The following is a 25,641-nucleotide window of genomic DNA, read 5'->3' as shown; positions in this document are numbered from 1 at the left end:
AATCGAAGGGCTACCGTCGCGGTGGTTCCCCGAACAGTTCCACCGCGCTGCGGACGTCCGCGAGGCCCGTCGCCAGGGCGCTGACCGAGCCGATCGCGCCCGCGATCAGCAGCAGCGAGCGGCGCAGGCGGGGGATCTCGGGGATGCCACTGACGGCCATCGCGGCGAGGGCCGCGAGCTCGTCCTCGGCTATGCCACGGTCGGGGAACTCCGCCGGATGCGTGGCGAGTTCACGGCGCAGCCGGGAGACGGCGGAACTAAGTTCCGTCACCCTCGGGTCCTCGTCCCTGCCGGTCACTGGCCTCTGCCCCAAGCTCCGCAACACAGCTCTCCCCGCTCGCACGCCCTTGTGCGCAAGTCCTTGTGCCTCTGCCCCAGATCCCCGTGGCGGTGGTCGGGCGCCGGGGGACGCGGGCCAGTAAACGCCACCCAGCGCGGTGGGCGCCACTCCGAGGACCGAAATTCAGTCCATGGACACCACAAGGCCCGCCCGGGTTCCGGGGCACGCTCCGGCCGGGTCGGGTATGCAAGGGACATGGCGGAGAACAAAGACCAGGTGGCCGGGCTGTTGCTGGCGGCCGGCGGTGGACGGCGCCTCGGCGGGCGCCCCAAGGCACTCCTGTCGCACCGAGGGCGGCCCCTTGTCGAACACGCGGTCGGAGTCCTGCGGGCCGGCGGCTGCACCCGCGTCCATGTGGTGCTCGGCGCCCAGGCCGATGCCGTACGGAAGCAAGCGTCACTGCCCGGCTGCGTTCTCGTGAACAACCCGGAGTGGGAGGAGGGGATGGGTTCCTCGCTGCGGGCGGGGCTCGACTCACTGGCGGACACGGGGGCGCGGGCCGCGCTGGTGTCGCTCGTCGATCAGCCCGGGATCGGACAGGAGGCGGTGGCCCGGGTGCTCGCGGCGTACGAGTCCCCTCGGTCGCTCGCCGCGGCGGCGTACGGCGGTGAGCGCGGGCATCCCGTGCTGTTCGGCGCCGACCACTGGCCCGGCATCGCCGCGACCGCGACCGGTGACCGCGGGGCGCGCGCCTACCTCAAGGCCCACGAGGACGCGATCGCGCTCGTCGAGTGCGGTGATGTGGCGCAGGCGTACGACATCGACACGGAGGAGGATCTCGTCCACCTTGAGTAAACGGCGTGGCACTGAGCGCCACCTTCTGTCGACTCAGAGAATCTCGACATCAACAAACCATTGAACTTCCACCATGAGGAAACTAGTATCCACTGTTCAGAAGCGCCCTACAGCTGCGAGGGCGTGATCCGGCGTTTGCGGGGGCCCTGGCACCCAGTGCCACGGCGTACCCGCGACGCACATGGTTCGCTCGTACCTAGCTTGTACACAACTCGTACATAGCTCGTAAGTAGCTCGTAAGTAGCTCGCTGAAGGAAGTGACAGCTCATGTCCGCACCAGCGCCGTCCCCGCTGGCCATCGTCGACGCCGAGCCCCTGCCCCGGCAGGAAGAGGTCCTCACCGACGCGGCCCTCGCCTTCGTGGCCGAGCTGCACCGGCTGTTCACGCCCCGGCGTGACGAGCTCCTCGCCCGCCGCGCCGCGCGCCGCGCCGAGATCGCCCGCACCTCCACGCTCGACTTCCTCCCGGAGACGGCCTCCATCCGCGCCGACGACTCCTGGAAGGTGGCCCCCGCTCCGGCCGCGCTGAACGACCGCCGTGTCGAGATCACCGGCCCCACCGACCGCAAGATGACCATCAACGCCCTCAACTCGGGCGCCAAGGTCTGGCTCGCGGACTTCGAGGACGCTTCCGCGCCCACCTGGGAGAACGTGGTCCTCGGTCAGCTCAACCTGATCGACGCGTACACCCGGAACATCGACTTCACGGACCCGAAGTCCGGCAAGTCATACGCCCTCAAGGCGAACGACGAGCTCGCGACCGTCGTCATGCGACCGCGCGGCTGGCACCTGAACGAGCGCCACCTCGTCGACGCGGACGGCAAGCCCGTCCCGGGCGCGCTCGTCGACTTCGGCCTGTACTTCTTCCACAACGCGCAACGCCTGCTGGACCTCGGCAAGGGCCCGTACTTCTACCTCCCGAAGACGGAGTCGCACCTGGAGGCCCGGCTCTGGAACGACGTCTTCGTCTTCGCGCAGGACTACGTCGGCATCCCGCAGGGCACGGTCCGCGCAACCGTGCTGATCGAGACGATCACGGCGGCGTACGAGATGGAGGAGATCCTCTACGAACTCCGCGACCACGCCGCCGGGTTGAACGCGGGCCGCTGGGACTACCTCTTCTCCATCGTCAAGAACTTCCGTGACGGCGGCACCAAGTTCGTCCTGCCGGACCGCAACGCGGTGACGATGACCGCTCCGTTCATGCGCGCGTACACCGAACTCCTCGTCCGCACCTGCCACAAGCGCGGCGCGCACGCGATCGGCGGCATGGCGGCGTTTATCCCGTCGCGGCGCGACGAAGCGGTCAACAAGGTCGCCTTCGAGAAGGTCAAGGCCGACAAGGACCGCGAGGCGGGCGACGGTTTCGACGGGTCGTGGGTGGCCCACCCGGACCTCGTCCCGATCGCGATGGCCTCCTTCGACGCCGTCCTCGGCGACAAGCCGAACCAGAAGGACCGGCTGCGCGAGGACGTGTCGGTCGCGGCCGGTGACCTGATCGCCATCGACTCGCTGGACGCCAAGCCCACGTACGACGGTCTGGTCAACGCCGTTCAGGTCGGCATCCGCTACATCGAGGCCTGGCTGCGCGGCCTCGGCGCGGTCGCCATCTTCAACCTCATGGAGGACGCGGCCACCGCCGAGATCTCCCGCTCGCAGATCTGGCAGTGGATCAACGCGGGGGTCGTCTTCGAGAACGGCGAGAGCGCGACTCCCGAGCTGGCCCGCAAGGTCGCCGCCGAAGAGCTTGCCGACATCCGCGCCGAGATCGGTGAGGAGGCCTTCACGGCGGGCAACTGGCAGCAGGCCCACGACCTGCTGCTGAAGGTGTCGCTGGACCAGGACTACGCGGACTTCCTGACGCTGCCCGCGTACGAGCAGCTGGCCGGCTGAGCCGGCCCCGTCTCACTTCTCCGAGTGGCCCAGGGACTTTTCCGGGGCCACTCGGTCGCGTACGAGGCGCTTCACGGCGGTCGGCTCCGGGAAGCCCTGCTCCCGCCGGTCCCAGACGACCTCGTCGCCGACGCGGACGACGAAGACGCCGCCGGTGCCGGGCTTCAGCGACAGCTCGGTCAGCTCCGTCTCGAAGGTGGTGAGGAGCTCCTGTGCCAGCCATGCCGCTCGCGGCAGCCAGCGGCACTGGGTGCAGTACTCGATCTGGACGCGGTGGGTGGTGTCTTGCGTGGTCATCCGAGGTGCACCGACCAATCCTGTTCCGCCGCCGGTTTGCCGTGCAGGTCGGGGACCCGCTTGAGCCAGTTCGGGCGGCCCTGCTGTGTTTTCGCCGCGCGGTCCGCGTCCTCGGCGGCGAGCTGTTCGCGGCTCGGGAAGTCCGTGGGGAGCCAGGCGCCGGACGCCCGCACGCGGGCGAGGAGATAGCGGACGTACGCCTCGCGGGCCTCGTCCGGGGTCGCGAAACCGGGCTCGTCGGCGAGCCAGGCGTCGGGCACCTCCGCCAGGACCGCGCGCAGGAGCTCCTCGGTCACCAGGGGCGCGAGTTCGGCGTCCGCCGCCCGGGTGTCCGGGGTGTAGCCGCCGAGCGCGTGGCACCGGAAGTCGTACGCCTTCTCCGGCGACGACGCGTCCCAGCGGTGGTGGAAGACGAGGGCGGCGCCGTGGTCGATCAGCCACAGGTGCGGGGGCGCGATGCCGAACGTGGGCCAGATCATCAGATTCGAGCTGTGCACCGTGCGGTCCACGTTGACCGTGAGGGCGTCCAGCCAGATCACCTTGCCGGCCTCCAGCGGGTCGACGGCGAAGGTCTCGGCGACTTCCGGGGTGAAGTCCTTCGCCCCCGGCAGATAGTCCATGCCGAGGTTGAGCCCGGCGCTGGCGCGCAGCAGGTCCTGGACCTCCTGGTGGGGCTCGTGCTCGCCGACCGCCGGGTCGAAGTGCACGAGGACCAGCTCGGGGAAGCGCAGCCCGAGGGCGCGGGCCAGCTCGCCGACGATGATCTCGGCGACCAGCGCCTTGCGGCCCTGCGCGGAGCCGGTGAACTTCACGACGTACGTCCCCAGGTCATCGGCCTCGACGACTCCGGGCACGGAGCCGCCCGCCCTCAGCGGGGTCACGTATCGAACAGCGGTCACGTCGCGCAGCACACCGGCCAGCGTAAAGCAGCGGACGGGAAACGTGATCGGCATTTTCCGCTCCGCCCGGCCCTGGCACGATCGCGGACATGCCGCCCGCCGACCCTCACATACCCCGACCGACCTGCGGAAAAGCCATACCCGACAGACCCTCGCAGACTAGGATGAACACTCCCGCAGCGGGCAGCGGGCAGCGGGCAGCGGGCAGCGGGCAGCGGGCAGCGGGCAGCGGGCAGCGGGCAGCGGGCAGCGGGCAGCGGGCAGCGGGCAGCCGATGGCTAGGCCCGGTGGGGGTCCGCGGCGGGGTTCAGGAGTGTGCTCTTCGCGGTGCGGTCGGCGGCCGCGCCGCATCGCGTGCTCGATCTGCTGCCCGTCTTCGAGGGCGATCACCGGATACGACGCCGCTTCACGCTCGTCTCTATGCGCGGCTGCCGCTGTTGTACCTGCCCCCGCCGCCCCGCGCCTTGTCGTCACCGGTCACGGCCCAACTCTGGGCCGACGATCAACTCGCCGTCTTCCGCAGCGGGTTGGGCAGCGGTACATAGCGGGCGTCCGCGCCGTCCGCGCCCGTCCAGCGCAGCAGGAGGTTCGTCTTGCCGGGGAGTGTGGGCGAGGCGAGCAGGTCCGCGATCTCCGGGAGGCCGTGCTCCGCGTCGTAACGGGTCAACTCCCGTCGTACGGCGGTCCACAGGTCCGCTGTCGGGTGGTGTTCGGCGAGGAGCGCGGCCAGTTCGGCGAGGTGGTTGACGACCAGGCAGTACACGAGCCGTTCCCAGCCGGCCGCTCGCGTCACCCCGGGCAGCAGCTTCACCCCTTCCGCGTCCCGGAACAGCGCCTGTACGGGCATGCCGTCGGCGTCGACGGCCACCAGCGTGTTCTGCACATGCGCCTCGACAACGACCCCGTACCGCGCGAACGCCTCCAGTACGGGGGGTATGACCTGGCGCAGATACGCCGCCCACCAGGCGGACGGGTCGGTGAGCCGGTCGAGGGGACTGCCGTCGAAGCCCTCCACGAGCGCGGCCGCGAGGAGCGGAGTCGCACCGGGGACCAGGTGGTCGCGCAGTCCGTCGCGGACGAGGACGGCGAGTTCCTCGAAGGCGAAGTCCGCGGTGCGGTAGCCGCGGTCGCTCAGCCAGGCGGCGGGGCCGCGCAGCGCCGTGAAGGCCGCCGCGGTCGCCTGGTCGGTGCGGCACATTTTCAGCAGGTCGTGCCGCCACAAGCGCCGGATGTCGTTGGTGATGCGCACGTCGAGGCTGAACTTGAGGAAGAGGTCGTCCTCGGGGGCGTACAGCGTGCGAATGGCGGCCGTCGGCCGGAGCGGGCGTGGGGTGCGGCCCAGTCGCATGAGCCTGCCGTCCGCGAAGGCGTCCCGGATCTCCGGGCGGGTGCCGACCAGGTCGAGCTGCCAGGGGTGGGCGGGGAGCAGCCGGTAGCCCGGCGGCGGATCACCCAGGGCGTCCAGTGCCGAGGTGTCGCCCTCCTCGACGACCGCGTCCTCGCGCACGGCGAGCAGCTCCAGCGGGAAGCGGGCGTACGCCTCGGGCGCGTACGGCAGCCAGCCGGTGACCGGGCCGCCACCGCGGGCCTTGGGCGCGGGGTGGTGCGGGTGCCCGGTGATCAGCGACTGCTCGGAGCGCAGGTACGGGTCCTCGGGCGGGGTCGCGCGGGCGCGGGCGGCGAGCAGCGCGGCGACCGCGTCCCGGCTGTCGATCATCTCGGCGGGCAGGTCGGAGTTGGACAGGCCGGTGTGACGGCGCAACTCCTCCGCCGTGAGTTTGACCAGCTCGGAGTGGGTGAGCCGGTACCAGGCCCCGCCCGCGTACACCTCGGGCTCGCCGGGCCGCCGATCGCCCCGCACCCGCAGCAGCCGTCCACTCGCCCGGAGCCGGTACACACCGGGGACGCCGTCCGCGGGCTCTCCCACCTCCCGCAGCAGACAATTGAGCAGCGGCGCGGCGGCGTACGCGTCTGCGGCCTCTTCTACGTCGTTGCCGTCAAGGGTGTTACTGGACTGGCTGATCCCGGACCGGCCGATCCCGGACCGGCTGATCCTGGAGAGTCCATTCCTGCGAAGGTCATTCCCGGGAGAGTCGTTCCCCGAGAGCGGGGGGAGCATGGGAGGCATGGAGTCCACGCGATCTTTCGTCCATACGGTGCACTGGTGATCAGTATGTCTGCCGTCGCAGGCGACCGCGACGCAGTCCCCGTACCCAAGGAGCCCGCCCGTGCACCGTCCCTCCACGTCCGAGGCCGAGGCCACGCTCGCCGACGAGCTGAGCGCCGTACGCCCCGGCCTGTCGGCGCCGTACGCGGCCGCGCTGCCCGGTGCCCGGGCGGCCGTGCTGACGCGCCTGTGGCGTGCGCTGGCGCATGAGCCGATGCCCTGGATCGCGCGCCGCGAGACGGGGCGCGACGGTCTCACGCTCCACCTGACCGACGGCCGCCGGCTGCACGGCCCGCACGCGGACCCGTACGCCACCGCCGCATACGTGACCGAGGTGCGGCTCGACGAAACGCCGTACGACGGTCCGGCCCGGCTCATGACGGCCCTGGCCGTTCCGCACGGTGCCGCCTTCGCGGCCGAACTCGATCACAGCGTCGCCTCCCTGGCCCTGTCCCGGGCGGGTCAGCCCGCCTCCTGGACCCCGGCCGAGCCCGGGGCGAGCTGGACGTGGGAGCAGCAGGTGGTCGACGGGCATCCGTACCACCCCAACTGCCGTTCGCGGCCGGGGTTCTCGGTGGCCGAGCAGCTCGCGTACGCTCCGGAGCACCGGCCGGTCGTGGAGCTGGGGCTGGTGGCGGTGGACGACTGTCTGGTCACGGGCGAGTGGCCGAAGTGGCTGCGGGACGGGGAGCGTGTCCTGATTCCGGTCCACCCCTGGCAGTCGGCTCATGTGCTCGGCGATCCGGTCCAGGAGGGGTTCGCCGCCCACCCGTTGATGTCCCTGCGCACCCTCGCCCTGCCGGACGGACCGCACGTCAAGACCGCTCTGAGCGCCCGGCTGACCTCCTCCGTGCGGGACATCTCGGTGTACTCGGTGGCGACGGCCGAGACCGTGTCGGCGTTCATGGAGGCGGTGACCGACCGTCCGGACGTGCCGCTGCACATCACCCGGACCCTCGGCGCGGTCACCGCCGACAGCCCTGATCTGGCGGCGGTGCTGAGGGAGCCCCCGGACCTGTACGCGGGGCCGGGCGAGCAGGTCGTGCCCGTGGCCGCCCTCCCCCCGACCGCCCTGCCCGAACGCCCTGCCTGGCTCGCCGAGTTCACCCGGCTCGTCCTCACCGTCGGCCTGCGCCTGCTCGACCTGGGCGTGGCCCTGGAGGCACACGGCCAGAACCTGCTCGTGGTCCTGTCCCCCGCGGGCGCCCCGGTCCGGCTCGTCTACCGCGACCTGGCCGACATCCGGATCAGCCCGGCCCGGCTGGCCCGCCACGGTATCCCGGCCCCGCCCCTCTCCGGCCGTATCGTCACGGACGACGAGACCACGCTGCGCCGTAAGCTCTTCGGCTCTCTCGTCGGGGGCGCGCTGGGGGCGACGGCGGGCTCGTCGGCCGTTCTGCGCGAGGCCCTGGAAACCGTCGTGGGCGATCTGCCGCGCACCGCGGACCTCGCGGCCCTGCTCGACGGGCCGCTGCCGACCAAGGCGTTGACCCTGATGCGGCTGTCTCCGGGGACTCCCGGGGACAGCTGGGCGCAGCTCCCCGGCCTGCGCCTCACCCCCTCGTTTTGAAGCGCGGCACGTTTGATCAATAAGATCCGCCGATGATCACAAGACAACGGCTGGCGGCAGGATTCTGCGCCCTGCTCGCCGCCCTGACGGCCGGGATGGCCTTCCCGGCCGGAGCGGTCGCCGACGAAACGACGGAGCAGGCCGCTCCCAAGGTCGAACTCGTGCTGGACGTCAGCGGTTCGATGCGGGCGCGCGACATCGACGGCGGGTCGCGGATGGCCGCGGCGAAGCAGGCGTTCAACGAGGTGCTCGACGCGACACCCGAGGAGGTGCAGCTCGGCATCCGCACCCTCGGAGCCAACTACCCCGGCAACGACCGGAAGACGGGCTGCAAGGACACGGCTCAGCTGTATCCGGTGGGCACGCTGGACCGTACCGAGGCGAAGACCGCGGTCGCGACCCTGACGCCCACCGGCTGGACGCCGATCGGCCCCGCGCTGCTCAAGGCGGCCGACGACCTCGACGGCGGTGACGGCACCCGGCGCATCGTGCTGATCAGCGACGGCGAGGACACCTGCCAGCCGCTCGACCCGTGCGAGGTGGCCCGCGAGATCGCGGCCAAGGGCATCGGTCTCACCATCGACACCCTCGGGCTCGTGCCCGACGCCAAGACCCGCGACCAGCTCAGCTGCATCGCGGACGCGACCGGTGGCACGTACACCTCGGTCCAGCACAAGGAAGAACTCTCCGACCGGGTCGGGCAGTTGGTGGAGCGGGCCGCCGATCCGGTGGTGACTCCGGTCGCCGTGGAGGGCGCCGCCGAGTGCGCGAAGGCACCCACCCTCAAGTCGGGGCTCTACACCGACCGCGAGGAGTTCGCGCAGCACCGCTGGTACCGCGTGGATGTCAAGCCGGGCCAGGAGCTGCGCGCCTCGGTGAGCGTCGCCGCGGACCGCGAAGTCAACCCGGACTACGGGGTGCTGCTGCGGGCCGTCACCGCGCACGGACGCGAGATCGTCCGCGGTGAGGCGGCGGGCAACGGCCGTACCGATGTCATCTCGACCGGGCTGCGCTACCCGAAGGCCGAGAGCGACGACGAGAACGCCGCCGCCGAGGTCGTGTGTCTGCAGGTGTCCAACTCCTTCTCGGCGGCCGCCGGTGTGAAGACCACGCCCGGACTGCCGCTGGAGCTGACGGTCGACGTCGTGGACGGGCCCGACCAGTCGGGCGACGTGGCCTCGTTCGGTCTCGGGCGCGGCTGGTGGCTGCTCGGCGCCCTCGTGCTCACCGGCTTCCTCGCGGGTGTGCTGTGGGGCTGGATCTCGCGCTGGCGGGTCGCGGTCTGGAGGACCAACTGATGAGTATCAGACGTGTGTTGAGTGCGGCCGTGCTGCTCCTCGGGGTCGCCGCGGCGCCCGCCGTCGCCGACTCCTCGCCCTCGGCGAGCCCGTCGAGCGACGGTGGCGCGCCCACCCAGGCCGGTACGTCGTTCCGTACGGCGACCGAGATCGAGCAGGGGCAGCAGGCCACGGCCAGTGGCTCCACGGGTGACTACCTGTACTGGTCGTTCCCCGCGGACGCCGGGCAGCGGCCCACCGTGAAGGCGACGGTGAAGCTGCCGGAGGCCTCGACGCGGAACGCCGCGGAGACCTGGCAGATCGACGTGTACGACGGGCTGCGGCGTCGCCAGGCGTGCCAGTACGGGGCGCAGACGCGGGCGGCGGCGCAGGACGCGGCCTCCGTGGAGCTGTCCTGCACCCTGCGCACCGTCCGTGCCTGGTCGGAGAGCTGGGCCAACGACCCGCTGCCGGGCACGTACTACATCCGGCTGACCGCCACCGGTCTGGGGGCCTCCGACCTGGGGCTGCCGGTGAACGCCGAGGTCCAGGTGGACTCCAAGGACATCGGCGGCTCGGCGGCGGTGGACGGCTCGCTCGCGAAGCCGCTGGTCCCGGGGATCGCGACGACCGCCGAGACCTCCGACTCGGGCTCCGACTCCTCGACGGCCGCGCTCTCCTCGATCGAGCCGGCCGACGGCTGGACCTCCGGCTGGTGGTCCGACCGATGGGTGTGGACCGCGATCGGCGGCGTCCTCGCGGCACTGGCGGGCATCGGCGGGTACGCGCTGACCCGCGGGTCGGGGCGGCCTTCACGGGTACCGCCGGTCATCTGACGCCGACTGAGGCCGAGGCCCGCCGCGCATCCAACTCGGGTGCGCGACGGGCCTCTCTTTCAGCCCGCGGCGTCACGCCTCCCGCAACCCCTTGGCCAGGGCCCCTTCACCCGCCACTCCGATACGCCCCTCACGCACCGCGTCCAGCAAGGCCAAGGTCCCGCGACTCACGGCCTCACCCGTCTCGCTGTCGAGCGTCAGCCGCGCGTCCGGCTCCTCCGGGGCGGCCCCGTCTCCGTACACCGGCCCGTCCTCGGCACCCAGCCACACATGGAACTCCCCTTCGTCCAGGCGGACTTCGACCAGCCCCTCCCCCTCCAGCCCCCGCAGCAACGGCAGCGCGAACCAGTGCGCCCGTACGGCGTCCGTGGGCCGCCGCTCCCCCAGCGCGGGCGCCCCCCACTCCCCGAGCGCTTGGAGTACCGGCAGCAACTCCCGCCCACGACGGGTGAGTTCATAGACATATGCCGCACCCGGCGGCGGAAGGCGCCGCCGCGTCGTCAGCCCGTCGCGTTCCATGTCCTTGAGCCGGGACGCGAGGACGTCGGTGCTCACGCCCGGCAGGTCGGCGTGCAGATCGGTGTAGCGGCGCGGTCCGCCGAGCAGCTCGCGGACGATCAGGAGGGTCCACCGGTCACCGACGGCGTCGAGGGCCCGGGCGGCGGAACAGTACTGGTCGTAGCTTCGGCGAGGTGACATGCGACGCAGTCTAGCTATCTTGTTGGACTTTCCAAGCGTCTACTTGGTAAAACCAAGCAACACACCGAACCGGAGGGCGCAGCGCATGGAGTTCCGGCAGTCCAGCAAGCTCAGCGAGGTCTGTTACGAGATCCGCGGTCCGGTGATCGAGCAGGCCGACGCACTGGAGGCGGCGGGCCACAGCGTGCTGCGCCTCAACACCGGCAACCCCGCGGCCTTCGGCTTCGAGGCGCCGGAGGAGATCCTCCAGGACATGATCCGGATGCTGCCCCGGGCGCACGGCTACACGGACTCGCGCGGCGTCCTCTCCGCCCGCCGCGCCGTCGCCCAGCGCTACCAGGACCGGGGCCTGGAGGTCGACGTCGACGACGTCTTCCTCGGCAACGGCGTCTCCGAACTCGTCTCAATGGCGGTCCAGGCCCTCATCGAGGACGGCGACGAAGTCCTCATCCCCGCCCCGGACTTCCCCCTCTGGACGGCGGTCACCACGCTCGCGGGCGGCAAGGCGGTCCACTACCTCTGCGACGAACAGTCCGACTGGTACCCGGACTTGGACGACATGGCGGCGAAGATCACCGACCGGACCCGCGCCGTCGTCATCATCAACCCGAACAACCCCACCGGCGCCGTCTATCCGAAGGAGATCGTCGAGGGCATCCTCGACCTCGCCCGCCGCCACGGCCTGATGGTCTTCGCGGACGAGATCTACGACCAGATCCTGTACGACGACGCCGTGCACCACTCGGCCGCCGCGCTCGCCCCCGACCTGGTGGTTCTCACCTTCTGCGGACTGTCGAAGACCTACCGCGTCGCCGGCTTCCGCTCGGGCTGGCTGGTGGTGACGGGCCCGAAGCAGCACGCGCGCAACTACCTGGAGGGCCTGACGATGCTCGCCTCCATGCGGCTGTGCGCCAACACCCCCGCCCAGTACGCCATCCAGGCGGCGCTCGGCGGCCGCCAGTCCATCCACGAGCTGACCGCGCCCGGCGGCCGCCTCCACGAACAGCGCAACCGCGCCTGGGAGAAGCTCAACGAGATCCCCGGCGTCTCGTGCGTGAAGCCGAAGGGGGCGCTGTACGCGTTCCCGCGGATCGACCCCGAGGTGCACAAGATCCACGACGACGAGAAGTTCGTCCTGGACCTGCTGCTGCGCGAGAAGATCCAGGTCGTCCAGGGCACCGGCTTCAACTGGCCCCGCCCCGACCACTTCCGCATCCTCACCCTCCCGCACGCCGACGACCTGGACGCGGCGATCAGCCGGATCGGGCGGTTCCTGAGCGGGTACCGGCAGTAGGGAATGCCCACTCTCCCCGGCCTGTTGGCGACCTCGTACGTGATCCCCGGATGGGGGGACCGACGATGTCGTACGAGGTGCGGGGCACCGTGGAAGAGGGCTTCGAGGGCGTTCGGGAGGAGCGCGCGGACTTCCTGGCCGGGGAGGAGCACCAGCCGGGCGCCCAGCTCACGTGTACCTGGGCGGGCGCCGGGTGGTGGACCTCTGGGCGGGCGACGGCACGACCGATTCGCTGACGAGCCTCTACTCGATCACCAAGGGCGCGGCGCACCTCGTCGTCGCGCTGCTGGTGCAGGAGGGCGTACTCGCCCTCGACCGTGAAGTCGCCGCCTACTGGCCGGAGTTCGCCGCCGAGGACAAGGACCGGCTGACGCTGCGCGAGCTGCTGGCGCACCAGGCCGGTCTGGTCGGGGTCGAAGGCGGCTTCTCGATCGAGGAGTTGGCCGACGACCGGCTGCTCGCGGCTCGCCTGGCGGAGCAGAAGCCGTTCTGGGAGCCGGGAACGGCGTACGGCTACCACGCCTTCGTGATCGGCGCGCTCACCGGCGAGGTGGTGCGCCGGGTCACCGGGAAGTCGATCCAGGATCTCTACGAGGAGCGGATCCGGGCACCGTACGGCCTCGACTTCCACCTGGGCCTGCCCGAGGCGCCGGCGCCGCGCTGGCTCGAGGTCCAGCCGTTGGTGCCGACACCCGAACAGATCGCGCTGCTGACGGCGAACGCCTTCGCGCCCGACAGCGTCAAGGCCGTCGCCTTCAACCAGAACGCCACTCCTCCGACCGACCTGGTGGCCTTCGCCAACACCCGCGCCGTACGCGCGCTGGGGCCCACGTCGTCGGGCGGTGTCGGCAACGCGCGCGGGGTCGCCGGGATGTACGCGGCGGCGATCGGCGCGCTGGACGGCAGGGCCGCGCTGCTGGCCCCCGGGACCGTGGCGGAGTTCAGCCGGGTCCACGCGGCGGGCCCCGACCTGGTCACCGGGCAGCTGGACCACTTCGGGCTGGGCTTCGAGATCCTGGCCGACCGGTACCCGTTCCTCGGGCGGGACGCGTTCGGGCGCAGCGGAGCGACGGGGTCCCTCGCCTTCGCGGACCCGGCGAGCGGTGTCGCGTGCGCCTACACACGGCGCCGTTTCGCGTTCCCCTCGGGTGACGGCGCGTCCCCGGAGAACGGCCGTCTGGCGGAGTCGGTCCTGCGGGCCGCCGGGAGTCGATGACACCGTACGAGGGGAACGACAGGAAGGGACGGCGATGGGTGACCTGCTCCTCGTACGGCACGGTGAGACCGAGTGGTCGATGTCCGGACGGCACACGGGGTCCACCGACGTCCCGCTGACCGAGAACGGCCGGGAGCAGGCGCGCAGGCTGGCTCCGCTGATCGCCCGGCACCACATCGCGGCGGCGTTCGTCAGCCCGATGCAGCGGGCCCAGGAGACGGCACGGCTGGCCGGGGTCGGCGGGCCGCGTGTGGACGCGGACCTGTCCGAGTGGGACTACGGCGGGTACGAGGGGATCACGACCGTCGAGATCCACCGGAGCAGGCCCGACTGGTTCCTGTTCACGGACGGCGTCGCCGCGGGCCCGCCCGAGCACCCCGGGGAGAGCCCGGACGAGGTCGGGGCGCGCGCGGAGCGGATGCTGGCCAAGATCGACGCGGCGCTCGCGGAGGCGGAGGGCAGTGTCGTGGTCGTGTCGCACGGGCACTTCCTGCGGGTGCTGACCGCGCGACGGCTGGGGCTGCCCGCCGGGGCCGGTGCCCTGTTCCAGCTGGGCACCGGGACGATGAGCCGGCTCAGCACGGAGCACCGGCGGCATGTGGTGGCCGGCTGGAATGTCAGACCCGACACGTACTGTTCCCATGAGCCGCCCCCCTCGGCAGGACAGACTCCCGGGGAGCAACTGACGGGCGGCTGAGGGAGCCGCCGGGACACGACCGGCGGCGGGAGGGAGCGCGCCGTGACACGACCGCCGACCGCAGCGCAGCGGCGCGTCATCGAGGCCGCCGATCCCGTCACCGGGCGGCTGAAGGGCACGGAGGCCCAGCTCGCCGCGCTGGTGAAGCGCGAGCTCGCCTTCCGGCATCCCCGGCCGCCGCACGACCACTTCCTGACGCCCGCCGGACATCGCATACGGGAGACGCCCGAGCCGGTCGCCGCCGTGGAGGCCGCCCCCGTCGCGGCCGAGACCGGTGTGTTCGCCGCGCGGATCGGCGGCGAGGAGACGGCCGACCCCGGCCCCGCGCGTATACGCGAGGTGCACAGCGCCTGGCAGGGGCTCCTGGAGCTGCGCCGGATGACCAACCCGGCCGGTGCCATCGACCGTCCGTGCGGATGGGAGCGTACGCATCTGGTGCGGGCCGCCGCGCTCGCGCTGGAGGCCGCGGGGCACCGGCCCGCGGGGGCGGAGGACGGCGGCTACCGGGTGAGGGCGACGCCGCAGCCGGAGGCCGTCGCCGTGCGCGAGCCGGATCCCGGGGCGCTGCGCGCCTGCGCGGCCACGCTGGAGAAGGCGGGCTGGCAGGTCGGCGAGCACACCGAGCCACGCACGGGGGCACGGTACGTGCTGGCCTCGCCACGCCGGGTGTGAAGCCTCCCTCCGGCGCGCCCTGGACGTCCTGAAACGCCGTACAGCGCAAGGGAGTTGATCACCACCCGCACAGGTGTTCCCAGTAGTCTTACCTCCGTCCTGACCGTCGTAGAAGGGGAAGTCGTGGCAGAGCCGTTTTCCGTCGCAGTGACCGTCCGTGGGTACGAGACCGATGTGCTGGGACACCTCAACCAGAGCGTCTATCTGCAGTACGCGGAGCACGCCCGCTGGTCGATACTGCACGCGGCCGGGATCGGACAGAACGAGCTGATAGGCAGCGGCGTGGGCCCAGTGGCCCTGGAGACGACCATCCGCTATCTGCGGGAGCTGCGCGCGGGCGACGAGATCGAGGTGACGTGCGGTTTCCTCTGGGGTGAGGGCAAGACGTTCCGGATCGGGCAGACGATACGGAAGGCGGACGGCACGGTGGCCGCCGAGGTGACGGCGGTCGGCGGGCTGATGGACCTCCAGGAGCGCAGGCTTGTCGCCGACCCCCGAGCGGTCTTCAAGTCGCTGGCCTCCGATCCGGGGGCGTTCGGGCTCTGAACTCCTCCGCCGGAAGCGTGACCGTCACCGTCAGCCCGCCGCCCTCGCGCGGGTGTGCGACCACCTCCCCGCCGTGGGCGCGGGCGATGGAGCGGACGATGGACAGGCCGAGGCCCGCGCCCTTCGAGGTGACCACACGGTCGACGCCGAGGCGGCGGAAGGGTTGGGAACTGCTGGGGTTTGACTGAGTGTGAGTGCGTTCTGACGTGTGTGAGTGAGTACTGAGGCTCCCGGCCGGCGGCTGGGTGCTGCTCTCCCTGGAGGGGAATCAGAGTGCGTCTGTCGAATGTGTGACCTTTTCGGGTGGTGCTCGTTGGGTGTGATGAGCGGGTTTTCGAGGGGCTGTATGGGGGGTGTGGGGTGGGCGGGTTGCGGGAGCTTGCGGCGTCGTTTGTCGCTGCCGGTCCCTCGAGGGTGGCGGTCCGTACCCGGTTGAAGCAGCTCACGCCCGCTGATGAGAAGGTGCTCGCGCTGGTGGGCGCGCACCTCGGCTCGCTCGCCTCCCGGGATGTGAGGGCGCGGTGCGCTGATGGTCTGGGGTACTCCGCGCAGACGTGGGCGGCCCGTAAGCGGGGCCTGACGGGTGTCTCGTCGTCCCGGTGGGCCGGTTCGATCACCAAAGCCACGCACGACCAGTGGGCGCTCGCCCGACGTGGCCAGCTCGCCCACATCCAGTGCCTTGAGGCGGGGATCCGTACGATCGCGCACCGGCTGTCGCTGCCGGTCGGCGCGAAGGGCTCGAAGACGGCGCCCGGCGGCTACCGCAGCAAGCGGGAGTGGCATGCCAAGTCCCGCCGCCTGCACGTGCTGGAAGACCGGCTGGAACGTGCGCGCGCCGACCGCGAGGCCGGGACCGTGCATGTCGTGCGGGGCGGCAAACGGCTGGCCCGCACCCGCCACCACCTGCCCGCCGCCGGGCTCACCGAGGCCCAGTGGCGTCGGCGGTGGGAGGCCGAGCGCTGCTTCCTGCAGGCCGACGGCGAGGCTGGGAAGCGGTACGGCAATGAGACGGTCCGCGTCAGCCCGGACGGCGAGGTGAGCATCAAGCTCCCGGCCCCGCTCGCCGATCTGGCCAACGCCAAGCACGGCCGGTACGTGCTTGCCTGCCGGGTCGGCTTTGCGCACCGGGGCCAGGAGTGGGCGGACCGGGTGGAGGCGAACCGGGCCGTCGCCTACCGCATCCACTACGACGTGGCACGGGGCCGCTGGTACCTGACGGCCTCCTGGCAGATCCCGCCCACGAAGACCATCCCGATGCCCGCCGCCCTCGCGCACGGTGTGATCGGCGTCGATACGAACGCCGATCACCTGGCTGCCTGGCGTCTCGATGTTCATGGCAACCCGATCGGCAACCCGCGCCGGTTCTTCTTCGACCTCACGGGTACCGCGCAGCACCGGGACGCCCAGGTCCGCCACGCCCTCACCCGGCTGCTGCACTGGGCCAGGACCTGCGGCGTGAAGGCCATCGCGGTGGAGGACCTGGACTTCGGCGCGGAGAAGACCCGCGAGAAGCACGGCCGCAAGCGCCGGTTCCGGCAGTTGATCTCCGGCATGCCCACCGGCAGACTCCGTGCCCGGCTGACCTCGATGGCCGACCAGACCGGCATCGCGGTCATCGCCGTGGACCCGGCCTACACCTCCAAATGGGGCGCCCAGCACTGGCAGAAGCCCCTCACCAGCACAACACGTAAGACGACTCGCCACGACGCTGCCGCCGTGGCGATCGGACGGCGCGCCCAAGGCCACCCGATCCGGCGACGGACGACACCGCCCCCTGCACACCAGAGCGATGTACAGGGGCATCGGACCGCCCAGGCCGGACCGGGACCTTCTGGGCGTGAGGGACCCCGCCCCCGCATCCCCGGACCACGCACCAGATGCGTGCCGCCGGAACGCGGAGCGAACGCGGGCAACCAGAACGCCCAACACCGTTCGGAGCGTTCGGCTGAGCATGAATCCTGGCAACAGGACTCACTCCCGCTCAGTCCATAGGAACGGTCGGCGTGTTCGTCCCACGCCTTCTCCAGGAGTTGCTCGGCGGAGACCGGGGCCCCCTCGGCGCGCAGCAGCTCGGCCAGCACGGCGAACTCCTTCTTCGACAGGGGGACGTATCGGCTGCCCCGGAACACCTCGCCCCGGGCGGGATCGAGGGTGAGCCCCGCGCGGCGCAGCACGGGAGGTGCGGCGGGTCGCGAGCGCCGGCCCAACGCCAGGACACGGGCGGTGAGTTCGACGAAGGCGAAGGGTTTGACGAGGTAGTCGTCGGCACCGAGACCGAGGCCGATGACCCGGTCGGTGACCTCGGCCGCCGCGGTGAGCATCAGCACCCGCGCGGTCGACTCGGAGGCGACCAGCTCGCGGCACACGTCGTCGCCGTGCACGCGCGGCAGGTCCCGGTCGAGGACGACCACGTCGTAGTCGACGACCGTCGCACGTTCCAGTGCCGCCGCGCCGTCGTACGCCGTGTCGACCGCGTGGGCGTGACCGCGCAGCCACACCCGCTCCTGTTGCCTCCTGACATGCGGCCGGAGAGCCCCTCCGGCCCCGAGACGAGGAGACGACGCGATGCGGACGCGGACCCGCGGCACACTGGCCGCCCTCCCCGCCGCGCTGGCCCTGGCGCTGGCGCTGGCGCTTTCGGGTTGCGGCTCCGGCGGCGACACCGTGAAGACCGGTGCGGCGGCGAGCAAGAGCTCGCGCGAGGACCAGGGCGTCAAGTTCGCGCAGTGCCTGCGTGAGCACGGCGTGGACGTGGAGGACCCGGAGCCCGGAAAGGGCATCCGGATCACCGGTCATCTGCCCAAGAGCCAGATCGACAAGGCCATGAAGGACTGCCGCAAGTACGACCCCGTGCAGAACGGGGGCGCCAGTGCCGACCCCGAGCTGGAGCAGAAGGTACGCAAGCTCGCCCAGTGCATGCGCGACAACGGCGTCGAGGACTTCCCCGACCCCGAGAACGGCGGCATCCAGATCACGAAGGACATCGCCGACGACCCCGACTTCGCGAAGGCCCAGAAGAAGTGCGACAAGTACGCCCCTTCGGGCAGCGGCCCCGCCAACGACCAGGCCGGCAATGAGTGAGACGACGGTCGTGCCCGAGGACACCTCACCAGAACTTCACCCTCCGTCCGAGCCGGACCGCCCCCGCCGCCACCGGCGTCGCGGACGTAAAGCCGTCATCGCCGTGGGCGTGCTCGCCGCGGTCGGCGGGGCGGCCGCCGCCGGGCTCGGGCTCGCCGGACGCGACGGCTCCGGCGACGGCTCCGCCGCCGGGCTCCCCCCGGCCACCGCCGACGTGACCCGCCAGACCCTCAAGGACAGCCAGTCCGAGGACGGCGAACTCGGCTACGGCACGGCGAGCGCCGCGGCCGGCCGCGTCCCCGGCACCCTCACCCGACTCCCCGACGCCGGCGAGAGGATCACCCGGGGCGAGGCGCTGTATGAGGTGGACGACAAGCCCGTAACCCTGATGTACGGCGCGACTCCCGCGTACCGCGATCTGAAGCCCGGCGTCGAAGGGGCGGACGTCGAGCAGCTGGAGCGGAATCTCAAGGCGCTGGGCTACTCCGGCTACACGGTCGACGACGAGTACACCGACGCCACCACCGACGCGGTACGGCGGTGGCAGGAGGACCACGGCCTGGACGAGACCGGCGTCGTGGAGCTCGGCCGCGTGGTGTTCGCTCCCGGAGCCGTCCGCGTGGACTCCCTGGACGCCCAGGAGGGTGCGGCGACGGGGCCCGGCCAGAAGGTGCTCTCGTACACCGGCACCGCCCAGGTCGTCAGCCTCGAACTCGACACCGCGGACCAGCGGTTGGCGAAGAAGGGCACGAAGGTCGCCGTCGAACTGCCGGACGGCAGCCGCGTCGAGGGGCGCGTCCAGGACGTCTCCACCGTGGTCGATCCCGGCAACAGCGGAGACCAGGAGGCGACGACCAAGGTGAAGGTGACGGTCGCGCTCGACGGCGCCAAGGCGCAGAGGGCGGCCGCGTCCTACGTACTGGCCGCGGTGCATGTCTTCTTCACGGCGGGCGAGCGCAAGAACGTCCTCACCGTTCCGATCGCCGCGCTCGTCGCGCTTGGGGAAGGCGGTTTCGGCGTCGAGGTCGTACGGGGGTCGACCACGGCGTACGTCCCTGTCGAGACGGGGCTGTTCGCGAGCGGGCGGGTGGAGATCACCGGTGAGGGGATCGCCGAGGGCACGAAGGTGGGGATACCCGCATGATCTCGCTGACCGATGTCACCAAGGTCTATCCGGGCGAGGTCACCGCGCTGGCCGGGGTGACGCTGACCATCGCGCGCGGCGAACTCGTCGCGATCGTGGGACCGTCGGGCTCCGGCAAGTCGACCATGCTCCATATGCTCGGCACCCTCGACCGGCCCACCTCGGGCAGCGTCCGGGTCGAGGGGTACGACGCGGGCGCGCTGTCGGACGCCCGGCTCTCGGCGCTCCGGGCGCGGCGCATCGGTTTCGTCTTCCAGCGGTTCCATCTGGCGGGCGGGACAACGGCGTTGGAGAACGTGGCCGACGGTCTGCTGTACTCCGGGCTGCGGCCGGCCGAGCGCCGTCGTCGGGCGGCCGCGGCGCTGCGCCGGGTGAGCCTGGGCCACCGTATGCACCACGAGCCGCACGAGCTGTCCGGCGGCGAGCGGCAGCGCGTCGCCGTGGCCCGCGCGGTGGCCGGGGACCCGCCGCTGCTGCTCGCCGACGAGCCGACGGGCGCGCTGGACTCCGTGTCGGGTCTGGGTGTGATGAGGCTGCTGCGCGATCTGCACGCCACCGGGACCACGGTCGTGATCATCACCCACGACCGGGAGATCGCGGCGTCGCTGCCGCGGCGGGTACGGATGCGGGACGGCCGGGTGGTCGAGGACTCGGCCGACGAAGCGGTGGGAGTCGCGGGAGAAGCGGGCCCCACGGCCGCAGGTCCACGGGAGGTGGTCCGATGACCACGGAGGTACTGCGCCCCGCCCGGCTCGGCCCCGCCGACGTCGTCAGAGTCGGCGCCGTCGGTCTGCGCACCCGGCCACTGCGGGCCTTCCTCTCGGCGCTCGGCATCGCGATCGGCATCGCGGCGATGGTCGCCGTCGTCGGCATCTCGTCCTCGTCCCGCGCCGATCTGGACCGCGCGCTCGCGGCTCTCGGCACCAATCTGCTCACGGTGTCAGCGGGGAGCACCTTGACCGGCGGGCAGTCCCAACTTCCGTCCACCGCTGAGCAGATGGTGTCCCGCATCGAAGGAGTGCAGTCCGTGTCGGCGGTCGGCAGGGCGGCGGACGCGAAGGCCTATCGCACCGACCGGATCCCCGAGGCGCAGACCAACGGGATCGCGGTGTACGCGGCCCGCGCCTCACTGCGGGCGACGGTCGGCGCCGAGTTGGCGAGCGGCACCTGGCTGAACGGCGCCACGGGCCGCTACCCGGCGACCGTGCTCGGTGCGACGGCCGCCGCGCGGCTCGGGATCGGCCATGCGAGCCCGGACATCCAGGTACTGGTCGGCGGCAGCTGGTTCACGGTCGTCGGAATCCTCCAACCAGTGCCGCTGACACCAGAGTTGGACACGGCGACGCTGGTCGGCTGGCCCGTGGCCGAGTCGGAGCTGGGCTTCGACGGTCATGCCACCAAGGTCTACACACGCTCCGCGGACGCGTCCGTCACCTCGGTCCGCTCCGTGCTGGGCGCCACCGCCAACCCCGAGGCGCCGAGCGAGGTCCAGGTCTCCCGCCCCTCGGACGCGCTCGCCGCCCGGCAGGCCGCGGGCGAGGCGTTCACCGGGCTGCTGCTGGGCCTGGGCTCGGTGGCCCTGCTCGTCGGCGGTGTGGGCGTCGCCAACACGATGGTCATCTCGGTCCTTGAGCGCCGGGCCGAGATCGGGCTGCGCCGCTCGCTGGGCGCGACGCGAGGCCAGATCCGTACGCAGTTCCTCGCCGAGTCGCTGCTGCTGTCCGCCCTCGGCGGCGCGGCCGGCGCCCTGCTGGGCCTGGCCGTCACCACCGGGTACGCCCTTTACCAGGGCTGGCCGGCCGTCGTACCGCCGTGGGCGCCGGCCGGAGGCAAGGTGGCCACCTTGGTGATCGGCGGCCTGGCCGGGCTGTACCCGGCGATCCGCGCGGCACGGCTGTCGCCGACCGAGGCTCTCGCCACGCCCTGAAGTCCCGTGCGCGGCCTGAGCGGTCTCGGGGAAGTGGGGTGCGTTCCCGCGTCGTCCGGTGCTGGGGGCACCTCCCGTGCCCGTTCAGGGCTACGGGGGAGCATCGGCGTGCTGCCGTATCGCCCTCGTACTGGACGTACTTGGGTGATGCGGCAGTGCGGCGAGGTGCCGTGCAGGGCGGCGTGGGGGCGTGCCTCACTTCCCCGAGACCGCTCAGGAGTCCACCAGCTCCGGCCGGTGCTCGATGTCGTAGGCCGCGCGCGACTCGGCGATCGTGACGCGGTGCCGCTCGGCCCAGTCGGTCAGAGAGAGCAGGGTCGCGTGCAACTCGCGGGCCACCGGGGTGAGTTCGTACTCGACCTTCGGCGGGACCGTCGGGTGGACGGTGCGCGTGACGAGTCCGTCGCGCTCCAGATTGCGCAGCGTGAGGGTCAGCATGCGGCGGCTGATGCCTTCCACACTGCGCTCCAGCTCGGTGAAGCGGATCGGCCCGTGCGCGGTCGCCACGATGATCAGCACGCTCCATTTTCCGGCGACCCTGTCAAGAACTTCACGGACCGGGCACGCCTGCGCGAGCACAGCCTGCGAGGTAACACCGGTGTTCCCCTGGGACATCGAAGTGCCTCCTTATGCCGGTCCCCATGGTCACTGACGATGAACCCCGTTACCAGTCGTGCACCTATGGAGAACCGCGGAGGTCGTCGCCGTGTCGCAGCGCACCGAGTCACCCACACCACGAACCTACTCCCGTTGGGCGTCCCTGGTCGTCCTGTGCGCGGGAACGCTCATGACGATCCTGGACGGCAACATCGTGACGGTCGCGATGCCCGCGATCCAGAGCGACCTCGGGTTCTCGGGCCCGGGGCTCGCCTGGGTGGTGAACGCGTACCTGATCCCCTTCGGCGGGCTGCTGCTCCTCGTGGGGCGGCTCGGGGACCTGGTGGGCCGCAAGCGGATGTTCGCCGCCGGGCTCGCCGTGTTCACCGCGGCGTCCGTGCTGTGCGGAGTCGCCACCAGCCAGGGCGTCCTGGTCGCGGCCCGCGCCGTGCAGGGCATCGGCGGGGCCATGACCTCGGCCGTCGTGCTCGGCATGCTCATCGCGCTCTTCCCCGAGCCGCGCGAACAGGCCCGGGCCATCGCGGTGTTCAGCGCCGTCGGCGCGGCGGGTGGCGCACTCGGCACCTTCCTCGGCGGGGCGCTGACACAGGCGCTGAACTGGCACTGGATCTTTCTGATCAACCTGCCGATCGGGGTGGTGGCGTGGGTGGCCGCGCTGCGGATTCTCGCCCCGGACAAGGGAGTCGGTCTCGGCAGGGGCGCCGACTATCCCGGGGCGGCGCTGGTCACGAGCGCGCTGATGCTGACGGTGTACGCGATCGTGGGCGCCGGAGACCGAGGGCTCGGCGGCACCCTGACCCTCGCGGCCATCTCGCTCGCCCTGTTCGTGGCGTTCACCGTGCGCCAGGCGCGAACCGCCCGCCCCCTGCTGCGGCTGCGCCTGTTCCGCTCCCGCGTGCTGAGCGGCGCGAACGGGGTCCAGATCCTGATGATCGCGGCGATGTTCGGCTTCCAGTACATCGGCGCGCTCTACCTCCAACGCGTCCTGGACTACAGCGAGTTGCTCACCGGCACGGCGTTCCTGCCCGCGCCGATCGCGATCGGGGTGCTGATGCTGAGCCTGTCCGCGCGGACGATCGCCCGCTTCGGCCCCTACCGCGTGCTGCTCGCCGGACTCGTCCTCATCACCGCGGGCATGGCCCTGCTGAGCCGCGCCCCGGTCGACGGCAGATACGTCGCCGACGTCCTCCCCCCGCTGCTCCTGCTCGCCGCCGGGTTCGCGGCCGCAATGCCCGCGGTGACGGGACTCGCCATGTCGGACGCCCGCGAGGAGGACGCGGGCCTGGCCTCCGGGCTCTTCAGCACCACGCAGGTGGTGGGCGGTTCAATGGGCCTGGCGATCCTCACCACGCTGGCGGCGAGCCGCACGGAGCACCTGCTCGGCGAAGGCCGAGGCGGAGCCGGAGCCGGAGTCGAGCGACTCGTCGCGGCGACGGCGGACGGCTATCGGCTGGCGTTCACCGTGGCCACGGGAATCGCGGCCGCGGCCCTGGTGCTGGCGGCGGCGCTCCTGCGGCCGGGGCGCGGCACCTCCGCAACGACGAAGGGCACACCCGAGACGGCAGGCCGGACCACGTCCGCGTCCACCACATCACGGGGCCCCGATACACCCGGCGAGAAGAGGGCGGAGGCCCCGGGCATCGCGGCCTCTGTCGACACGGGCTCGCGGTAGTCCCGCGCGCACGACCTCCACCTGGAGGGCCCCTGCGTGTGCGACGGTCCCGAGTGCCCCTGCCCGACCGCCTGGCAGCCATCGGCACTCACGCATGGCCCTGCTTGGCACCGCGGTGGAGGCGATGTCGACGGAGGCAAGCTACCTTCCGGATGGCGTACGGGAGTTGGCGCGCCGCCTGGCCATCGGTGAACGCCTACCGCACAGCCGTGTCAGGCGTTCGCGTCGGCACCGGTACCTGATTGAAGGCGTAGTACACCGCGATGAGGCCATGGGCCGCCAGGGTCAGCGGGGCCGAGATGAAGGCCAGGCCGACTGTGGCGGGGTAGGCGAGGGAGCCGAGGGCGAAGCGGACGCGGGTGCGGCGGGCTCCCTCGACGTCGACGCGGTCGTCGAAGAGGTGTCCGGTGCGGGTGAGGTGCCACCACAGCGCCTGGAAGGTCAGGGCCATGGCGACCATCACCATGCTGTAGACGGCGGCGGCGACATGCGAGGCCTTGTCCTCGCGCAGGTACTCCGCCAGCATCGCCGTCGGCCAGGGCACGGCGGCCACGACCATCAGCACGAGCAGGTTCAGGAACATCAGCTTGCGGTCGATCCGGGCGACGTAACTGAAGACCTGGTGGTGGTTGATCCACATGATGCCGATGACCAGGAAGCTGACCACGTAGGCGGCGTAGGAGGGCCACTGCGCGCCCAGCGCGTGCCACAGTCCTCCGTGCTCACCGACCTCGGGGACCTTGATTTCCAGGATCAGGAGCGTGATGGCGATGGCGAAGACGCCGTCGCTGAAGGCCTCCACGCGGCCCGACTCGTTCATGACCGACTCTCCCCGTTGCGAGCGTGTCTGTGCGTGGTCCATACGTGATCTGTGCGTGGCCCCTACGTGATCCGTGCGCTCAGACCGTAGCCCAGTACGGTTCGACAGTCGGCGCGGAACCGTCAACTCGCCCGTCCCTGACGGGTATACGTCACTCGGAAACTCTGGTAGGAAACTTTCCTAACAGTACGCGGCAACGACACACTCCCCCATCGGAGGTACCGTGCACACCCCCCACATACGCACTTCGCGTCGCACACTGCTCACCCTGATCGGAGTCTCACTGGTGACAGGTCCGGTGATCGCGACCCACTCCGCGACCGCCGCGCCGGCCGGTCTGGACGACCCGGCGAAGAAGGAAATCGCCATGAAGCTGGTCTCCAGCGCGGAGAACTCCTCGCTGGACTGGACGGCGCAGTACAAGTACATCGAGGACATCGGCGACGGGCGCGGCTACACCGCCGGGATCATCGGCTTCTGTTCCGGCACCGGCGACATGCTCGACCTCGTCGAGCTCTACACCCAACGCAAGCCCGGCAACGTCCTCGCCAAGTACCTGCCTGCCCTGCGCAATGTGAACGGCAGCGACTCCCACGAAGGCCTGGACCCCGGCTTCCCCGCCGACTGGCGCACGGCCGCCCAGGACTCGGCGTTCCAGCAGGCCCAGAATGACGAGCGCGACCGCGTCTACTTCAACCCGGCCGTCCGGCAGGGCAAGACCGACGGCATCGGCGTACTCGGCCAGTTCGCGTACTACGACGCCATCGTGATGCACGGCGACGGCACCGACAGCACGAGCTTCAGCAGCATCCGCGGGCGCGCACTGGACGAGGCCCAGCCTCCCGCGCAGGGCGGCGACGAGGTGACGTATCTGAACGCCTTCCTCGACGCCCGGGTGTGGGCCATGAAGCAGGAGGAGGCCCACTCGGACACCAGCCGGGTGGACACCGCCCAGCGGGTCTTCCTGCGGGAGCGGAATCTGAACCTCGACCCGCCGCTGGACTGGAAGGTGTACGGGGACAGTTACCACATCGGCTGAAGCCACCGGGCGGGACGGCGGAGGGGGGGGGGGGGGGGGGGGGGGGACCGCGCCCCCCCCCCCCCCCCCTCTTCCCCCCGCTCGCAAAACCGCCCTCCCCCCCCCCCCCACCCCCTCCCGCCAACCGCAGAAGCCCACCCCG

General features: G+C 71.4%; 24 protein-coding genes and 3 pseudogenes. 18 read left to right on the top strand and 9 right to left on the bottom strand.

Translation table 11 applies throughout. The features are described 5' to 3' along the window. Positions 1-10: 10 nt before the first annotated feature. Positions 11-325, bottom strand: a complete 315-nt coding sequence (locus tag ACZ4WS_RS20050; protein WP_467982110.1) for a DUF5955 family protein — start codon at positions 323-325, stop codon at positions 11-13. 210 nt (positions 326-535) lie between these two features. Here ACZ4WS_RS20050 and ACZ4WS_RS20045 point away from each other — a divergent pair, with 210 nt between their 5' ends. Further along, entirely contained in the window at positions 536-1,135 is a 600-nt protein-coding gene (locus tag ACZ4WS_RS20045) for a nucleotidyltransferase family protein (RefSeq protein ID WP_467982108.1), read from the top strand. Between the two features lie 267 nt (positions 1,136-1,402). After that, on the top strand, positions 1,403-3,028 hold the full coding sequence (gene aceB / locus ACZ4WS_RS20040) for a malate synthase A (RefSeq protein WP_467982106.1): 1,626 nt from the start codon (positions 1,403-1,405) through the stop codon (positions 3,026-3,028). 12 nt (positions 3,029-3,040) lie between these two features. Here the strand turns inward: aceB and ACZ4WS_RS20035 are convergent, their stop codons facing one another. From ACZ4WS_RS20035 to ACZ4WS_RS20025, 3 genes are all read right to left on the bottom strand, one after another. After that, a complete protein-coding gene (locus tag ACZ4WS_RS20035) occupies positions 3,041-3,325 on the bottom strand; it encodes an Rdx family protein (protein ID WP_467982104.1) in 285 nt (94 codons plus the stop codon). Next, positions 3,322-4,236, bottom strand: coding sequence for a HipA family kinase (locus ACZ4WS_RS20030; RefSeq protein ID WP_467982263.1), 915 nt, complete (start codon positions 4,234-4,236; stop codon positions 3,322-3,324). The genes ACZ4WS_RS20035 and ACZ4WS_RS20030 overlap by 4 nt, the downstream gene beginning before the upstream one ends. A gap of 490 nt (positions 4,237-4,726) precedes the next feature. Continuing rightward, the gene (locus ACZ4WS_RS20025) at positions 4,727-6,343 is read right to left on the bottom strand and encodes an IucA/IucC family protein (RefSeq protein WP_467982100.1); all 1,617 of its coding nucleotides are present in this window, start codon (positions 6,341-6,343) and stop codon (positions 4,727-4,729) included. 109 nt (positions 6,344-6,452) lie between these two features. Here ACZ4WS_RS20025 and ACZ4WS_RS20020 point away from each other — a divergent pair, with 109 nt between their 5' ends. The 3 genes from ACZ4WS_RS20020 to ACZ4WS_RS20010 are packed head-to-tail and all read left to right on the top strand — an operon-like array spanning position 6,453 to position 10,074. Next, on the top strand, positions 6,453-7,961 hold the full coding sequence (locus ACZ4WS_RS20020) for an IucA/IucC family protein (protein ID WP_467982098.1): 1,509 nt from the start codon (positions 6,453-6,455) through the stop codon (positions 7,959-7,961). A 32-nt stretch (positions 7,962-7,993) separates the two neighbouring features. Further along, positions 7,994-9,259: a VWA domain-containing protein gene (locus ACZ4WS_RS20015; RefSeq protein ID WP_467982097.1), complete on the top strand. Its 1,266-nt coding sequence runs from the start codon at positions 7,994-7,996 to the stop codon at positions 9,257-9,259. Then, complete coding sequence (locus tag ACZ4WS_RS20010; RefSeq protein ID WP_467982095.1) at positions 9,259-10,074, top strand: hypothetical protein; 816 nt, start codon at positions 9,259-9,261, stop codon at positions 10,072-10,074. Before ACZ4WS_RS20015 ends, ACZ4WS_RS20010 begins: the two co-directional genes overlap by 1 nt. 72 nt (positions 10,075-10,146) lie before the next feature. On the opposite strand, the gene ACZ4WS_RS20005 is transcribed toward ACZ4WS_RS20010, so the two are convergent. Next, complete coding sequence (locus tag ACZ4WS_RS20005) at positions 10,147-10,773, bottom strand: winged helix-turn-helix transcriptional regulator (protein ID WP_467982093.1); 627 nt, start codon at positions 10,771-10,773, stop codon at positions 10,147-10,149. Positions 10,774-10,858: 85 nt separating this feature from the next. Between ACZ4WS_RS20005 and ACZ4WS_RS20000 the strand changes: the two genes are divergently transcribed. The 6 genes from ACZ4WS_RS20000 (at position 10,859) to ACZ4WS_RS19975 (ending at position 15,198) form a co-directional block, all read left to right on the top strand. Then, positions 10,859-12,067 (top strand): pyridoxal phosphate-dependent aminotransferase, encoded by a 1,209-nt coding sequence (locus ACZ4WS_RS20000; RefSeq protein ID WP_467982091.1) that lies wholly within the window; start codon positions 10,859-10,861, stop codon positions 12,065-12,067. Between the two features lie 50 nt (positions 12,068-12,117). Next, positions 12,118-12,303 (top strand): hypothetical protein, encoded by a 186-nt coding sequence (locus ACZ4WS_RS19995; protein ID WP_467982089.1) that lies wholly within the window; start codon positions 12,118-12,120, stop codon positions 12,301-12,303. Then, positions 12,261-13,283, top strand: coding sequence for a serine hydrolase domain-containing protein (locus ACZ4WS_RS19990; RefSeq protein ID WP_467982087.1), 1,023 nt, complete (start codon positions 12,261-12,263; stop codon positions 13,281-13,283). The genes ACZ4WS_RS19995 and ACZ4WS_RS19990 overlap by 43 nt, the downstream gene beginning before the upstream one ends. A 34-nt stretch (positions 13,284-13,317) precedes the next feature. After that, positions 13,318-13,980, top strand: coding sequence for a histidine phosphatase family protein (locus ACZ4WS_RS19985; RefSeq protein WP_467982085.1), 663 nt, complete (start codon positions 13,318-13,320; stop codon positions 13,978-13,980). A 42-nt stretch (positions 13,981-14,022) separates the two neighbouring features. After that, positions 14,023-14,652, top strand: a complete 630-nt coding sequence (locus tag ACZ4WS_RS19980; RefSeq protein WP_467982083.1) for a hypothetical protein — start codon at positions 14,023-14,025, stop codon at positions 14,650-14,652. Between the two features lie 123 nt (positions 14,653-14,775). Further along, a complete protein-coding gene (locus tag ACZ4WS_RS19975; RefSeq protein WP_467982081.1) occupies positions 14,776-15,198 on the top strand; it encodes an acyl-CoA thioesterase in 423 nt (140 codons plus the stop codon). Here the strand turns inward: ACZ4WS_RS19975 and ACZ4WS_RS19970 are convergent. Then, a pseudogene (locus ACZ4WS_RS19970) lies at positions 15,158-15,376 on the bottom strand (ATP-binding protein); the annotation flags it as partial. The gene ACZ4WS_RS19975 and the pseudogene ACZ4WS_RS19970 overlap by 41 nt on opposite strands. Before the next feature lie 182 nt (positions 15,377-15,558). Between ACZ4WS_RS19970 and ACZ4WS_RS19965 the strand changes: the two are divergent. Further along, positions 15,559-17,190: pseudogene (locus ACZ4WS_RS19965) on the top strand (nuclease/transposase family protein). Between the two features lie 5 nt (positions 17,191-17,195). Here the strand turns inward: ACZ4WS_RS19965 and ACZ4WS_RS19960 are convergent. Beyond that, a pseudogene (locus ACZ4WS_RS19960) lies at positions 17,196-17,696 on the bottom strand (response regulator transcription factor); the annotation flags it as partial. A gap of 67 nt (positions 17,697-17,763) precedes the next feature. Between ACZ4WS_RS19960 and ACZ4WS_RS19955 the strand changes: the two are divergent. Genes ACZ4WS_RS19955 through ACZ4WS_RS19940 form a run of 4 tightly spaced genes read left to right on the top strand, consistent with a single transcriptional unit; the run spans position 17,764 to position 21,350 of the window. Next, positions 17,764-18,279: a hypothetical protein gene (locus tag ACZ4WS_RS19955; protein ID WP_467982080.1), complete on the top strand. Its 516-nt coding sequence runs from the start codon at positions 17,764-17,766 to the stop codon at positions 18,277-18,279. Next, the gene (locus ACZ4WS_RS19950; RefSeq protein WP_467982078.1) at positions 18,272-19,423 is read left to right on the top strand and encodes an efflux RND transporter periplasmic adaptor subunit; all 1,152 of its coding nucleotides are present in this window, start codon (positions 18,272-18,274) and stop codon (positions 19,421-19,423) included. Before ACZ4WS_RS19955 ends, ACZ4WS_RS19950 begins: the two co-directional genes overlap by 8 nt. Next, positions 19,420-20,148: an ABC transporter ATP-binding protein gene (locus ACZ4WS_RS19945; protein WP_467982076.1), complete on the top strand. Its 729-nt coding sequence runs from the start codon at positions 19,420-19,422 to the stop codon at positions 20,146-20,148. The genes ACZ4WS_RS19950 and ACZ4WS_RS19945 overlap by 4 nt, the downstream gene beginning before the upstream one ends. Beyond that, positions 20,145-21,350, top strand: coding sequence for an ABC transporter permease (locus tag ACZ4WS_RS19940; protein ID WP_467982074.1), 1,206 nt, complete (start codon positions 20,145-20,147; stop codon positions 21,348-21,350). The genes ACZ4WS_RS19945 and ACZ4WS_RS19940 overlap by 4 nt, the downstream gene beginning before the upstream one ends. 213 nt (positions 21,351-21,563) lie before the next feature. On the opposite strand, the gene ACZ4WS_RS19935 is transcribed toward ACZ4WS_RS19940, so the two are convergent. Further along, positions 21,564-21,965 (bottom strand): winged helix-turn-helix transcriptional regulator, encoded by a 402-nt coding sequence (locus tag ACZ4WS_RS19935; protein ID WP_467982072.1) that lies wholly within the window; start codon positions 21,963-21,965, stop codon positions 21,564-21,566. A gap of 172 nt (positions 21,966-22,137) precedes the next feature. Here ACZ4WS_RS19935 and ACZ4WS_RS19930 point away from each other — a divergent pair, with 172 nt between their 5' ends. Then, entirely contained in the window at positions 22,138-23,640 is a 1,503-nt protein-coding gene (locus tag ACZ4WS_RS19930) for an MFS transporter (protein WP_467982261.1), read from the top strand. 196 nt (positions 23,641-23,836) lie between these two features. Here ACZ4WS_RS19930 and ACZ4WS_RS19925 read toward each other — a convergent pair whose 3' ends face one another. Further along, positions 23,837-24,460 (bottom strand): TMEM175 family protein, encoded by a 624-nt coding sequence (locus tag ACZ4WS_RS19925; RefSeq protein ID WP_467982070.1) that lies wholly within the window; start codon positions 24,458-24,460, stop codon positions 23,837-23,839. A gap of 223 nt (positions 24,461-24,683) precedes the next feature. Here ACZ4WS_RS19925 and ACZ4WS_RS19920 point away from each other — a divergent pair, with 223 nt between their 5' ends. Next, positions 24,684-25,499: a chitosanase gene (locus tag ACZ4WS_RS19920; RefSeq protein WP_467982068.1), complete on the top strand. Its 816-nt coding sequence runs from the start codon at positions 24,684-24,686 to the stop codon at positions 25,497-25,499. Positions 25,500-25,641 lie beyond the last annotated feature (142 nt).

It is taken from the genome of Streptomyces sp. NPDC029292, assembly GCF_055569295.1.
The sequence above is the reverse complement of the archived record's forward strand: the minus strand, read 5'-3'. Positions and strand labels throughout refer to the sequence as shown.